Raw genomic sequence first — 13,429 nt, forward strand, 5'->3', positions numbered from 1 at the left:
CGTGGATTCCGCCTTATTTCTCGGAGCTAGATACTTCCATCATAACTTCAGTATTGATTAATTGTTCTCTTGTCGGAATGTATCATATTGTTTTTGCATTTCTGTCAGTACTTTGTCGTATCCAGCTTTATCTAAGGCATCCATTAGTTTTGGTAAGGTTTCATCTGGATCGACAGTTCCAGTGTTCAATCCATCAAGGTATTGATTCATGACATTTGAGATATTACTCAATTCAGTTTTTACGCTGTCTGTATTAAAACTGAAGCCTAAGATTGGAGAAGTTTCAGCTTCTGCAATCGATTGATCTCTTTTAGCGATCATTTCATCGGTAATCGTATCTTGTGTATAAAGAATCTTATTGTTTCCAGTATTCCAAGCAGACATGTGTGTTTTTGGCTGATAGCCGTCTAATAATTTTACTTTGTCATCGCCAACTTTTTCCCATGCCTCTCCTTCGATTCCCCAAACCAAGCCGTTAAGCAATTCAGGATCGCTATTCAATAACGCTAAGAACTCTACTGATTTCTCTTTGTTTTTTGATGTATTAGAGACAACAAAATTTGCCATTTGCGCTTGTCCTGTTGATTTCAAAGGAACAGTAATTGGTTTCGATACTAATTCTTGATTTGCAGCATTTGTTAAAATCGTATCGCCGTAATCGTATGGTCCTTGTGTTTCTCCACGCATCAACCATGTATTACCTTCTAACGGATAATCTTTGTTACTAGTCGCTGCATCACTAGGGATCAATCCTTGATCATACCAACTATGCATCGTCCGTAACAGTTCGATGTAATTTTCGTTGTCATATTGATTAATGATCTTTGTTTTGTCGCCATTCAAATCAACCGCAAATGGCAAAGTATTTCCTAATGGATAATCGAAATCCCCTTGTACTTTAAATCCTTGCCCAATGGCAAAAGCCGCTGTATTCGGTTCTTTTTTATGGAATTCTTGTAAAACTTTTTCTGCATCTGCATACGTTTCAATACCATCAATCGATAAATTGTGTTTATCTAATAATGGCTTATTGAAAGTCAACACTTGTTGTGCAAAGACATTGGCGTTTACAGGGAAGGCATATAATTTCCCGTTGACCAGATTGCCTTTGATATATGCTTCATCCAAAGAATCATACGCTTCTTTTCCATATTTAGGCGCTAATTCAGTCAAGTCTGCAAACGCGCCTTTTTGTGCATTTGATACGTAATTGTTGGCAAAAGCGATATCGTAATTTTCACCGGATGAGATGATGACGTTCATTTTCTTCTCATAGTCGCCCCAACCAATATAATTGATATTGACTTTTACACCAATTTTTTCTTCAATACGTTTATTTGCGACTTCCATCAGCTGATCAAGGTTATCTGGTTTGTCACCGATCTGGTACATTTGTAATGTCGTCGTATCACTGGCCGCTGCATCGTCCTTGTCACCTGAACCGCCCCCACAAGCTGCTAAACTGATTGCTGTTAGTGCTGAGAATCCTGTAAAAGCTAATTTTTTCCATAACTTCATATCTTTTTCCTCCTATTTTAGTGCTTTATTCTTTGACGCCGCCAATCGTTAACCCTTTAACAAAATGTTTTTGGAAAAATGGATAGCTGATCGCAATCGGTAATGTTGAGATAACAACGATTGCCATACGAGCAGACTCTCCAGGAACAGAAGCAAGACCGCCGGCTAACTGACTACCTGCTCCAGCATTTTGAGTAAGATATTGGATATTGCTTTGAATCTTCATCAATAAATATTGCAATGGAACGAGATTATCGTTTTGAATATACAGTAACGCATTGAACCAGTCATTCCAATAACCTAAAGCTGCAAATAAACTGATTGTCGCAATTCCTGGAATCGCTAAAGGTAAGACGATTTGTACAAAAATCCGAAGTTCACTCGCCCCATCTATCCTAGCAGATTCAATGATCGAATCAGACACCGAACGTTTAAAGAATGTTCGCATCACGATAATATTGAACGGACTGACTGCCATCGGTAAAATCAATGCCCAAATCGTATCTTTCAGTTGTAATAAATTCGTCATCACTAAGTAGTTCGCAACCATCCCTGGTGAGAACAACATCGTGATCAAACAAAAGACTGTAAAGAAACGACGAAATGGAAAGTTGGATCGAGAAATAGCATAAGCATATAAAGAAGTTGCTGTACTATTGATCAACGTTCCTACTACTGTCACAAGAACAGTGACGAAAAGAGCCTGAAAAATTTTGTTTTGCATCTGGTCAAACAAAAAAGTATACCCAAATGTACTAAATGTTTTAGGCCAGAAACTATACCCTTGTGTGGACAAAATGGATTCATCTGTAAAAGAGATCGCAATTACAAAAATAAATGGTAACACACAAGAAAAAGCAAAAAGTGCAATCAAAATATTGGAGAAAAAGTTGGTGGTTTGACTAAACGAGCGGATCTCTACTCGTTGAACTTTCTTTTTATTCATTTTTCTCCTCCTTAGAACAATGCCGATTCGCTGTCAAAACGACGAGCAATCGTATTGGTGATCATTAATAAAACAAAGCCGACGACTGATTGATACAGCCCAGCTGCGGCCGTCATACCAAAGTCGCCAGTGGATGTCAGCCCATTATAGATATAAGTATCTAAAACTTGTGTCACTTCATAAAGCGCTCCGGAATTTCTTGGGATATTATAGAACAAACCAAAGTCCGCTCGGAAAATATTTCCAACTGCTAATATCGTCAAGATCGTCATCAGAGGGACCAATTGTGGAATCGTCACATGTTTGATTTGTTGCCACTTGCTTGCGCCATCCACCATCGCTGCCTCGTAATACGTCGGATCGATTCCCATAACTGAGGCAAAATAAATGATACTGTTATAGCCGATCCCTTTCCATGTTCCAATAAAGACTAGAATAAATGGCCAATATTTAGGATCATTATACCAATTGATTGTTTCTCTCCCACTTGCTGCCAACCATTGATTGAAGATCCCTTTATCTGGACTTAAAAACGCATAGACAAAGTAACTAATGATGACCCAAGAAAGGAAATAGGGAAGCAATGACATGGTCTGGTATACTTTTACCAATCGTTTATTTCGCAATTCACTCATAATGATTGCAAACACGACAGATATCAAAAGATTCAGTAAAATAAATGTCACATTATATAAAATCGTATTTTTGGTAATCAGAAACGCTTGATCAGAAGAAAATAAAAACTTGAAATTCTCCAATCCAACCCATGGACTCTCTCTTAAACTGGCAAGAAAGCCATCCGCAGAAATATGGAAATTTTTAAACGCAACGACATTCGCTAATACCGGGATGTAAAAGAAAAAAATCATCCAGATCATCCCAGGGATCGCCATTAAAACAAGCGCCTTATAGCGCCATAAATTCCCAAAAAAACCTTTTAACCCCTTCCTTTTTCTCATATAAAAACTCCTTTCACCTCATTCGCACTGTCATTATAGCGCTTTCAAAAGATATAATAAATGAACAAATCATAGGGAAAATGAAACAAATTATAGAGAAGATTGTAAAAGAATCATTTTGATCTGAGGTGTGAGACAGAAAAACGAAAAATAGCTGTTTTAGGTTGCCATCTATCATGATTTCAATAAATAAACAAAAAAACTTACAGGATTGAGTAGTATACCCCAATCCTATAAGCTGTGTTTTCAGGCTCTATTTACTTCTTACTTGTGCCAATTCATCTGGTGTCATTTGGCGATACTCTCCTAAAGCTAAATCTTCTGGCAGAAGAAAATTCCCCATACGTATCCGTTTCAAGTAAGTGACTTCTTTGCCAACGGCTTTTACCATCCGTTTGACTTGATGGAATTTCCCTTCATGTAAGATCAAGCGGATACGAGAAGTGATTGTTTCTTCATCGACTGAGTCAATGAACAGTTTTGCAGGCAGTGTCTGTTCATCTCCATCAATGAGTAATCCTTCTGCAAATGCTGACACATCTGCTTTCGTCATCACACCTTTGACCTCTGCCAAGTATTCTTTTTCTACGTGTTTTTTAGGAGAGAGTAATTGATGTGAAAACTGTCCATCATTGGTCAGGATCAACAATCCTTCTGTATCTTTATCTAACCGACCGACTGGAAATAGATCTTCCCGAAAATCTTCATCAGAAAGTAAGTCGATGACGGTTTGATCATGATTATCTTGAGTTGCTGAAACTACGCCAGCTGGTTTATTCAAGATATAATAAAAATCTTTTTGATAATGTAAGGATTCATCTAGATACATCACCGTGTCTTCGGTTTCTTTCACTTGATATTTATCACTTTTAATACAGTTTCCATTGACGGTGATCAAGCCTTTTTTGATCAGCCCTTTGACTTCTTTGCGGCTGCCAAGACCGATGTCAGCTAAAAATTTATCTAAACGCATGTGATTGTCCCCTTTTCAAGCAATGCCTGTCTTATTTGATACGTAACCGTCGGCGTAAACGAATCATCCCTTGACGTCCTAATAACTTATCTGCGAGACGAAGCTTCAGTGCCAGATACGTATAAACCAAACCACCCACTCCGGCGACTAAAACAATTAATATTAGTGATTGGAACTTACTGTCTTGGCTCAAGAACATCCCGAAAATCATTTTCGTCAGCCCTGCTGCAAGGAGCATCAACAGAGTAAGAATAAAAATCAATAAGGTGCGGCGCCATACAAATTTCCGATTGAAGCGAGCCACTTGATGGATTTTCTTTAGTATCAGTGAACAAGAAACGATAAAACCAATCATCGTTGCGAGCAATGGTCCATATACTTCAAAAATACGGATTGCTGGATACTGCAAGACTAATTTTACGAGAAACCCAACCAGTAAGTATTGGATCGCCGCTTTGTTTTCAAACATCCCTTGAAGCATATTCGATACAAGCATATAAAGTCCTAGAAAAAGACCGACAAAACTTGCTTGGATCAATACTTGGCTTCCTAATTGATCTGGTGTATAAAATAAAGTATTCAAAGGGTATGCCAAGAGCATCACACCACACGTTGCAGGAAACATAATAAAGGAAAACAACTGTAAATTACTGCTTGTTAATTTTGCTAGTCCACGACGATCCTTGATCGTTACCGCTTCCGTGATCAAAGGTAAACCTGTCGCAGCAATCGACGTCGCTAAAGCAATGACGACCATTGTCAACTTGTCAGGATTCGCACTGAAAATTGAAAAAAGATCCAATAATTGGGCATTGGAATATTCAGTGGTATCCGACATGATTTTAATAAATGTAAATTGATCGACTAATTTAAAAATCGTGATCCCTGATCCTACGATGATAAAAGGAATCGCTTCTTTGATCGTATCCAACAATAATTCTTTCGTGGCAATGGTCACTTGGTTTTCACTGTACTGCACACGAGCTGCTGTATACGCTTGATGTTTCTTCAAAAAATATAATAAGACAGCCAAGCTGACGATCATCCCAATAAATGCTGCAAAAGTCGATTGGGTCACCGCAGTTACGTAGTCCCCTGACAGGACTTTCATGATGATGAATGTAGAAAGCAACAGATAAAATACGCGCGCAATCTGCTCAACGATTTGCGAAAGTGCATAAGGCATCATTTCCTGATTCCCTTGGAAGTATCCTCGAATAACACTCATACAAGGAAATACTAATAGTGCTGCACTTAATGAGCGCATGATTGGAATCAATTCTTCCCCACCACCAGAGGCACGAGCTAACCAAGGCGAAGCAAAATACATAAATCCTGCAAAAAACACCCCTAAAACAGCCATCATTTGCATTGCTCGTAGAAACAACCGGTGAGACGTCCCGTATTCATTCAATGAATTGTAACGTGCGGTTTGTTTCGCAATGGCAGCTGGAATCCCCGCAGTTGAAATCATTAAGAATAACGCATAAATATTGTACCCCATATTGAATAATCCATTGGCAGCCTTTGCATTTTCGCCCATCCAAGCATACCAAGGAATAATATAGACTGCGCCCAGTAATCGAGAGATCATATTACTTGCAGTCATCCAAGCAGAACCTCTAGCCATTTTCTCTTGAACTGTCAAATTTTCTACTGCTGGTTTTCTTTGATTAGTCATTGATCAGATTCCAACTTTCTTCAAAACATTACTCATATTTTAAGTGTAAATCCACAAAGTAGCAATCTTTTTATCGGCTTTTTTTATTTTATATCAGTTAAAGTCTTTACATAATAACTGTTTTATTTTGATTACAGAATGCTCTTGTTCTCTATCCTCATTCTTTGGAAACTGGCTTATTTTTTTACCAAGGGAGTATTTTCTGTTTTAACATCTTCATTCAATTCACCGAACGAAATTAAAATGTGAAAAAATCGCTTAATTTCTCAGTTGCTTTCTATTTATTTTATTATTTTTAATATATTGGGATTTCTGTAATGAATTATCTCCATCTATTTTTAGGTCCTTTCCTATTTTTCGGCCTGCCTATTTTTTTGATCTTTTCAACTAATTTTCATTTTTACTTAAATCGTCTGTTCACGAAAATACGTAACAAAAAATATGCTATAATAAACCAAATAAATACAAAGTGAGGGATGATTCAATGAGCTTCTCCTTAGAAGATATCCGCAACTTATTGTTAAAAGAAAATCTGTTAAAAGAATTTGTATCACCACAGGGGTGGCATCTGTATGCTCCAGAAAATAGAGTATTCAAGAAATTAAGTTATGACTCACGTCAGGTCGATGCTGAGACATTATTTTTTTGTAAAGGATTAAATTTTAAAGAAGAGTATTTAACTGCCGCAATTGCTCAAGGGCTTAATTACTACGTGGCTGAAGAACCTTATGAGAACGAAGCTTGTGGCATAATCGTGACCGATATTCGCAAAGCAATGGCAATTCTTTCCATGGCTTTTTATGATTATCCACAAAACAAGATGCTAGTCATCGGATTTACTGGGACTAAAGGTAAAACCACCGCTGCATACTTTACCAAGGCCATTCTAGACCATACGACTAACTATAAAACTGCCCTGTTTTCAACAATGAATACCACATTAGACGGCAAGTCTTTTTTCAAATCTAATCTGACAACACCGGAATCACTCGACTTGTATCGCATGATGGCTGAAGCAGTAGAAAACGGTATGACACATCTTGTCATGGAGGTTTCTTCTCAAGCCTACAAAACGCAACGTGTTTATGGACTCACTTTAGATGTCGGGATTTTCCTAAATATTTCACCCGATCATATCAGTCCGATCGAACACCCGACGTTTGATGATTACTTTTATTGCAAACGTCAACTGATCTTAAATTCAAAAAAAGTGATTTTAAATCGTGAAAGTGATTACTTTGATTTATTAGTGGAAACAGGACAAGTCCACGGTATTCCTGCCATCACTTACGGACGAGCAGATACTACAGACGTTCAAGTGAAAAGTTTAGAAAATCAAACGCAAGCGTTCGAATTGATCACACATGGTTCTGAATTACCTGTTGAAGCAGAATATACGATCAAATTAGCTGGTGGCTTTAATCAAGAAAATGCAGCTAGCGCAATCATTGCAGCGACATTAGCGGGTGCTTCGATTTCAGATGCCCAACAAGGACTAAGAGAAGCTAGGGTTCCCGGACGCATGGATCAGTTGACCCATAAAAACGGCTCCCATATATATGTTGACTATGCCCATAACTATTTAAGTTTAAAAACATTATTAGCATTTGCTAAGAGTGAGCATCCTAATGGCCGTGTGATCGTCGTTCTAGGAAGTCCAGGAAACAAAGCGATTTCCCGCAGACAAGACTTTGGAGAAGTCTTGTCTGAAACAGCCGATGTCGTTTTCTTGACCGCAGATGATCCTGCTTTTGAAGATCCACAAAAAATTGCAGAAGAAATCCATGCAGCGATCACAAATACAGCACTTGCTGTTCATTATGAAATGGACCGTCCGACTGCGATCCAACTAGCATTAGCAGAAAGCCAGCCAGAAGACTCTGTTGTGATTGCTGGTAAAGGCGTGGATGCCTATCAAAAAGTCGGTGGCGTAGATGAACCTTATGAAGGTGACTATGACATAGCAAAACGCTTGATTGAACAATGATTGATTTACAGAAAAAGCAGATTTTCTAATTTAGACACTTAACAACAACTAAAAAACCAACTCATCATGAGCTTTCCTTTTTTATGATGAGTTGGCTTTTTTAGTTGGTTAGTTCCATGATTTTTGACGAGAGGGGAAGTGAATGATTTTTTCTGTGGATTCTTGTCTTTCAATATTTTTGTATGAGCCTTTGCTTTCAAATTATCGAGAGACTGTCATTTCGAATCATCGGCTTTGCTTGTATAGATACTCAAGTTTTTTTGTTTATTGGATTTGTTTCTTTCATTTCTTTTACTTGTCCTCCTTTTTCTAAACCTCTTTATTTCATACTTATGTCTAGTATACGGAGGATTTCCCACATATTTGTCCTTTTTTTCTGTTATTTGATATAAATATCAAGCATCATTGAGTTGCCATCGACCATTTTTACATCTTTTTATGACTGTCCATATATGAACCAGGCTATTCCCCTTATTTTTAGAATGTTGCACTTTTGACTATCTTGGTAATTGAAATGTCGCGGCTTGCTTTAAGAGGGGGAGCAACTGTTTTCTAATATTCCCTTGCCTTACTTTGATCGTGTTCTCCCTCTAGAAGTAACTTCGTAGGTTCTATTGACTAATAGATATCTATTTTTTTGTATACAAGGTTATTTTTTACAAGCTTCCCCCAATTTTCTCATTATTCAACATATATAGGCTTTTCTTTTTTCATAACAACTCACTAAAAAACTCAGTTACCATCTCTAACGAATGGCAACTGAGTTTTCTTTTGAATCACTACGCCACTGAACCTTCTCTTGCTAATTCTGCGGCTTTTTCTTGTTCTTCAGTCAATAATTTATTGTCATAAAACTTGATGAATGGCAACCAGATGATAAAGCCGAGAATCGCACATAATACGGCTAAGACAGCGGCTTTCCAGTCACCTCCACTACCAACAAAGGCGCCGATCCCTACCGGTGAAGGCCAAGGCATTTGGGCTAACATTGGTCGAACGATTTCTAATTTGATAGCAAAGTATGCTAATGATGCGGATGCCATTGGTGCTAAGAAAAACGGTACTGCCAAGTAAGGGTTATAAACGATCGGCATCCCGAAAATGATTGGTTCATTGATATTGAAAATCCCTGGTACTAATGAAGCTTTTCCTAATACTTTTAACTGATCGGATTTTGCCATAAAAGCAATAAAGATAATTAATCCTAATGTCGCCCCAGAACCACCAACTGTTACATAAGAGTTATTAAATTCGCCGGCTAAAGGATAATTTGCTCCTTGCGCATTTGCTGCCATATTCGCTAAAACGATTGGTGTCAAGAATGAGGTAATAATGTTCGCCCCATGAATCCCTACGATCCATAACGCATGGATCAAGAAATAAATAATCATGATCCCTATCCACGTATTCGTCAACTCTGTTACAAAACCAAATGGAATAGCAATCATTTTGAAAATATCTGTTCCTAACGCAACTAATGTGCCATTGACAAGCATCACCACAAAGGCAATCACAAACGTTGGGATCAATGCGGTAAAGGAACGTGAAACCCCAGGTGGTACAACATCTGGCATCTTGATGACCCAGTTGCGTTTCACACACATACAATACAACTCAACTGCAATGTAAGACATGATGATGGCGGTAAAAATACCTGAAGTACCTAGACGCTCGACAAATGCGCCCATACGTACACCACTAACAACAGTTTCTGCATCGGTCATACTAGAGATCAAGCTGATTTTTCCGTCTGAAATGATCAACTCTGGGATACACATGAAGAAAGCAAAAACAGATAATAGCGCACCAGTTAAAGGATTGACATTCAGTGCTTGTTCATCTCTTTCGATCGACGTTAATTCATAAGCAAATACAATAGCAAAATAAATAGATAATATCCCCATCGTCATCGTATTGACGATCATATACAAGTCGCTGACTTTAAAGAAAGTTGCATTGAAAAATCCTTCTAAAAACGGAAATGGTAACGGTAAAATATTCAAAACTAAAAACATCGAACCTACGATCGTAAAGGGAATCGACGCCATCCCAGCAGCCATTACTGCGCGTACGATCTTGAATTGTGCCACTTTCCCCATCGGTCCCATCAAATATTTCTGTAGAAAATCAAACATCTATTTACTCCCCTTTCCAAAATGTACTACACGTTCATACTCTTTGATTCGTTGATAGTGACGATCCGTATTTGCATGGATTTTATTCAAGCGTCGCTGACAAAACAGACAGATCAGTAGCCCACTAGCAATCACAAACAGAATCAATGCTTGTCCATTTGAACCATCCGCCATAAAAGGAAACAATTGAGAATATCCTGGTGAAAATACTGCTAATAGGAGAAATACATTGGTTACCGCTTGCAATCGGAAATAAGTTCGAGTAACCGTTGCATTATTTTTATGTGTACGATAGAGTGCCACTTGTTCTGCGACGACTGGTAAAAGAAAGAATAATAGCCCTAATGGTAACCAAAACATCTTGCTACTCGCAAGGAGTAAGGAAACCAGCCAGTAAAGATTGGTAAAAAAGAAACCAGCTGTCAAATAGCGAATGATCAAATAGCGATTAAAATATAAGACTTTCAAACTAAATGCTTTTTTCTCTAACTCCCGTTGTTTTTTCTCAGCTTCACTCATTTTCCCACCTCCGTTCTTGTTTATTTTTGATATAAGTAACTCATCTCTTTTGCCACTTCCAACAAAGTCATCGTCGTCATCAGATGATCTTGCGCATGGACCATGATGATTTCCATTTCGATCTTTTGCCCACTTGCATATTCTTTCAATAAATGCGTTTGTGACCTATGGGCTTCCAAAATCTCCTGATTCGCTTCATTTAGCTTTTCTTCAGCTTCTGTGAAGCTTTCTGCTCGTAACAAAGCAAATGCCTCGTGGATCAATGTTCGTGCATTGCCACTGTGAAAAATAATATCAAATGCGGTCACTTGGAGCTCTTCACTCGTCATTTTCTCCGTCATCAAGACGCCTCCTTAGTAAATCATTTTCATAAATTGTTGATTAAAGTTTTCAAACGTTGGTTCAGCTAAAATCAGCTGCTGTAGATCCAATCGATCAATAAATTTTACGATTGCCTTCGTTACAACAGTGATTCCTTCATTCTCGATACAAGAAGGAGAGACTAGAAAGACAAAATGGAGCGCCCCTTGTTCATCCCATGCCATCCCATCAGGAATGATCCCCACTGCAATTTTAGCAGTAACCCCCACTGGGATCGCTGGATGCGGGACAACTACTTGTTCACTGAAAATGATTTGCCCCATTTTCTCACGACGTTCGATTTGGTGAGACATCTCAGACGTATAATTCTCCGTTTCATCTTCTTGTAAAAGTGCCAACAATTCAGCGATCACTTGATCTTTTGTTGGTGCTGAAGAATAGACTTTAAACCATTTTTTTGAAATCTGCTCTTCGTAAAATGCCCTCTTTTCTTTCATGAGTGAGACAGTTTCTTGGGGCTTCACGAAACAACTTGGGCGATGTTCTTCAATCACTTTACGGATTTTTTGAACATCTTGATCATTCAAGAAAACACTGACATGAAGAACAGGGACTTTGAAAAACATCGTTGATAAATCAATGGAAGAAATGATCAAATCAACATTTTTTAACGACTGTTCATCGATTTCGTAATAGCCTTTCACTTGATTCACTGCAATATTTTTTCCAAATTCACTCAATACTCGATTCTTTAGCAATTGCGCACTTCCATAGCCAGTCGCACAAATGATCAATGCCTGTAGTTTACAATCTACCTTATTTTTTTCAATTGCTGCCATTAAATGAAGCGCTAAATACGCCCATTCATCCTCATTGATTTTATAACCTTTCAGCGAAGGCATTTGACCAAAATAGTATTTGGTTAATTCAAATGCTCTCGGATCTTCTTTTTTGATTTCTTTTGTTAAAGGATTTTCCAGAGCGATTCCTCGCTCTAAGCGAACCAGCATCGGTTCTAAATGATTGAGTAAGCCATTCCTGAATTGATAATCCTCGACGATGGACTGCCCCAGAACCTGAGCTAACTCTTTAAGAACTGACATTAACTCTGTCACTAACTTCTGATTCTCCCTTTTATGGTTTTGATTCGATTTAGCCATCAAATGTAACGCTAAATAAGCAATTTCATCTTTTGGGAAACGAACATTCATTATAGACTCGATCCGTCTGGTTATCTTCTTAGCTGCTTGATATTCGGTCTCATGGATTTCTTCTCCAGTGATTTCAGGTACTTGTATCTCAAAACCAGCTCGCATTCGCTTGATTGCCAATGCTAAATGTAACGCTAAATTTTGTATCACAAAATCGGACACCTTCAATTTGGATTCACGAATCTCGTCCAAGATGACGATCACTAATTCTTCAAAATTGATTTCCTTGAAAAATTGACTGTTACCGAGATATTCTTTTAAAGAATTGGTATACTTATTTCCAAAAAAGGTATCCATGATCACATGTCGCTTGTCCTGTTCTTGACCCTCGATCCACATTCCCTGCTTATGTTTCGACACAATTTTCAACGAATATTCGGCGATCTTCTCTTTGATTTCTTGGATATCATTCACTAAACTCGAACGGCTGATATATAACTCTTCTGCCAAATCATCGATCACAATTGCGCGATCTTCCAAAAGTAGTTTATTTAAAATGTACTTTTTTCGATCTTCTGAATCATAAAACTCAGTCACCTGATCACCATATTCGACAGTTACTTCTCGTTGCTTTAAAAACAGGGCAAAAGCAAGCTTGTTGTTGATCTCTAGTTGATACCCTTGCCCTTGCTTGGCGATGAGTCTTCCGCCATTGTTTTCGATCACTTCATTCAATGTTTTTAAATAGTTGCGAATCGTACGGTCAGATAATAATAATTCAGAAGCGAGGTACTGGCTCGTGAGGTATTCTCCTTGATGATCAATCAATTGCCGCAATAACTCTTTTTCTGTTTGTTTCATTATTATCTTCCCCTATTCGTCTATATATTTTCCTCAATCAGCTCCGCTAATTTTTGGATACCTGTAGGGATAGGAACATACGCTTGGAATGGTATACTTACGACCGGTTTCCCTACTGTTTTTCCTAGTTTAACAAATTTATCCAAGTACATTGTGGTTTGAGGACTGATCAAGAACAAATCGAAATCACTTGTCTTGATTTGGTTGTCCCCTTCAGTTGCAGAAACCGCATCAACAAATACTTCTTCCCCTTTTCCTTTAAAATATTCTGTTGTTTTTGATGCCATCATCGAAGAAGACATTCCTGCGGCACAAATAATCAATGCTTTTTTCATTACGATCACTCCTCTAATTTTTTAATTGGATTTCTTACATTCA

At 38.0% G+C, this 13,429-nt stretch carries 11 protein-coding genes; 1 reads left to right on the forward strand and 10 read right to left on the reverse strand.

Annotated features, from left to right (window positions below; genetic code table 11):
- Positions 1-57 precede the first annotated feature (57 nt).
- The 5 genes from IGK01_RS12710 to IGK01_RS12730 form a co-directional block, all read right to left on the reverse strand.
- Complete coding sequence (locus IGK01_RS12710; RefSeq protein ID WP_438840807.1) at positions 58-1,518, reverse strand: ABC transporter substrate-binding protein; 1,461 nt, start codon at positions 1,516-1,518, stop codon at positions 58-60.
- Between the two features lie 25 nt (positions 1,519-1,543).
- Positions 1,544-2,464 (reverse strand): carbohydrate ABC transporter permease, encoded by a 921-nt coding sequence (locus IGK01_RS12715; RefSeq protein WP_023520476.1) that lies wholly within the window; start codon positions 2,462-2,464, stop codon positions 1,544-1,546.
- An 11-nt stretch (positions 2,465-2,475) separates the two neighbouring features.
- On the reverse strand, positions 2,476-3,423 hold the full coding sequence (locus IGK01_RS12720; RefSeq protein ID WP_010734151.1) for an ABC transporter permease: 948 nt from the start codon (positions 3,421-3,423) through the stop codon (positions 2,476-2,478).
- A gap of 253 nt (positions 3,424-3,676) precedes the next feature.
- Positions 3,677-4,396, reverse strand: a complete 720-nt coding sequence (locus tag IGK01_RS12725) for a pseudouridine synthase (RefSeq protein ID WP_023520477.1) — start codon at positions 4,394-4,396, stop codon at positions 3,677-3,679.
- Between the two features lie 31 nt (positions 4,397-4,427).
- Complete coding sequence (locus IGK01_RS12730) at positions 4,428-6,077, reverse strand: putative polysaccharide biosynthesis protein (RefSeq protein ID WP_010734149.1); 1,650 nt, start codon at positions 6,075-6,077, stop codon at positions 4,428-4,430.
- A 484-nt stretch (positions 6,078-6,561) separates the two neighbouring features.
- On the opposite strand from IGK01_RS12730, the gene IGK01_RS12735 reads away from it, so the two are divergent.
- Positions 6,562-8,064 carry a UDP-N-acetylmuramoyl-L-alanyl-D-glutamate--L-lysine ligase gene (locus IGK01_RS12735; protein ID WP_010734148.1) on the forward strand — a complete coding sequence of 501 codons (1,503 nt, stop codon included), beginning with the start codon at positions 6,562-6,564 and terminating at the stop codon, positions 8,062-8,064.
- A gap of 779 nt (positions 8,065-8,843) precedes the next feature.
- Here IGK01_RS12735 and celB read toward each other — a convergent pair.
- Genes celB through IGK01_RS12760 form a run of 5 tightly spaced genes read right to left on the reverse strand, consistent with a single transcriptional unit; the run spans position 8,844 to position 13,386 of the window.
- Positions 8,844-10,199: a PTS cellobiose transporter subunit IIC gene (celB, locus tag IGK01_RS12740; protein WP_023520478.1), complete on the reverse strand. Its 1,356-nt coding sequence runs from the start codon at positions 10,197-10,199 to the stop codon at positions 8,844-8,846.
- Positions 10,200-10,718 carry a hypothetical protein gene (locus tag IGK01_RS12745; RefSeq protein ID WP_409173642.1) on the reverse strand — a complete coding sequence of 173 codons (519 nt, stop codon included), beginning with the start codon at positions 10,716-10,718 and terminating at the stop codon, positions 10,200-10,202.
- Positions 10,719-10,738: 20 nt separating this feature from the next.
- Positions 10,739-11,059, reverse strand: coding sequence for a PTS cellobiose transporter subunit IIA (locus IGK01_RS12750; protein WP_137072931.1), 321 nt, complete (start codon positions 11,057-11,059; stop codon positions 10,739-10,741).
- Positions 11,060-11,071: 12 nt separating this feature from the next.
- A complete protein-coding gene (locus IGK01_RS12755) occupies positions 11,072-13,051 on the reverse strand; it encodes a BglG family transcription antiterminator (protein ID WP_438770879.1) in 1,980 nt (659 codons plus the stop codon).
- A gap of 20 nt (positions 13,052-13,071) precedes the next feature.
- Entirely contained in the window at positions 13,072-13,386 is a 315-nt protein-coding gene (locus tag IGK01_RS12760; protein WP_010734143.1) for a PTS cellobiose transporter subunit IIB, read from the reverse strand.
- Between the last annotated feature and the right edge of the window lie 43 nt (positions 13,387-13,429).

It is taken from the genome of Enterococcus sp. AZ080 (genome assembly GCF_051714945.1).
In the GTDB taxonomy this organism is placed as follows: Bacteria; Bacillota; Bacilli; order Lactobacillales; family Enterococcaceae; genus Enterococcus_B; species Enterococcus_B pernyi.

Excerpts from the sequence above, each read along its gene's own strand:
- IGK01_RS12710 (WP_438840807.1), bottom strand. The coding sequence starts at position 1,518 with ATGAAGTTATGGAAAAAATTAGCTTTTACAGGATTCTCAGCACTAACA.
- IGK01_RS12715 (WP_023520476.1), bottom strand. The coding sequence starts at position 2,464 with ATGAATAAAAAGAAAGTTCAACGAGTAGAGATCCGCTCGTTTAGTCAA.
- IGK01_RS12720 (WP_010734151.1), bottom strand. The coding sequence starts at position 3,423 with ATGAGAAAAAGGAAGGGGTTAAAAGGTTTTTTTGGGAATTTATGGCGC.
- IGK01_RS12725 (WP_023520477.1), bottom strand. The coding sequence starts at position 4,396 with ATGCGTTTAGATAAATTTTTAGCTGACATCGGTCTTGGCAGCCGCAAA.
- IGK01_RS12730 (WP_010734149.1), bottom strand. The coding sequence starts at position 6,077 with ATGACTAATCAAAGAAAACCAGCAGTAGAAAATTTGACAGTTCAAGAG.
- IGK01_RS12735 (WP_010734148.1), top strand. The coding sequence starts at position 6,562 with ATGAGCTTCTCCTTAGAAGATATCCGCAACTTATTGTTAAAAGAAAAT.
- celB (WP_023520478.1), bottom strand. The coding sequence starts at position 10,199 with ATGTTTGATTTTCTACAGAAATATTTGATGGGACCGATGGGGAAAGTG.
- IGK01_RS12745 (WP_409173642.1), bottom strand. The coding sequence starts at position 10,718 with ATGAGTGAAGCTGAGAAAAAACAACGGGAGTTAGAGAAAAAAGCATTT.
- IGK01_RS12750 (WP_137072931.1), bottom strand. The coding sequence starts at position 11,059 with ATGACGGAGAAAATGACGAGTGAAGAGCTCCAAGTGACCGCATTTGAT.
- IGK01_RS12755 (WP_438770879.1), bottom strand. The coding sequence starts at position 13,051 with ATGAAACAAACAGAAAAAGAGTTATTGCGGCAATTGATTGATCATCAA.
- IGK01_RS12760 (WP_010734143.1), bottom strand. The coding sequence starts at position 13,386 with ATGAAAAAAGCATTGATTATTTGTGCCGCAGGAATGTCTTCTTCGATG.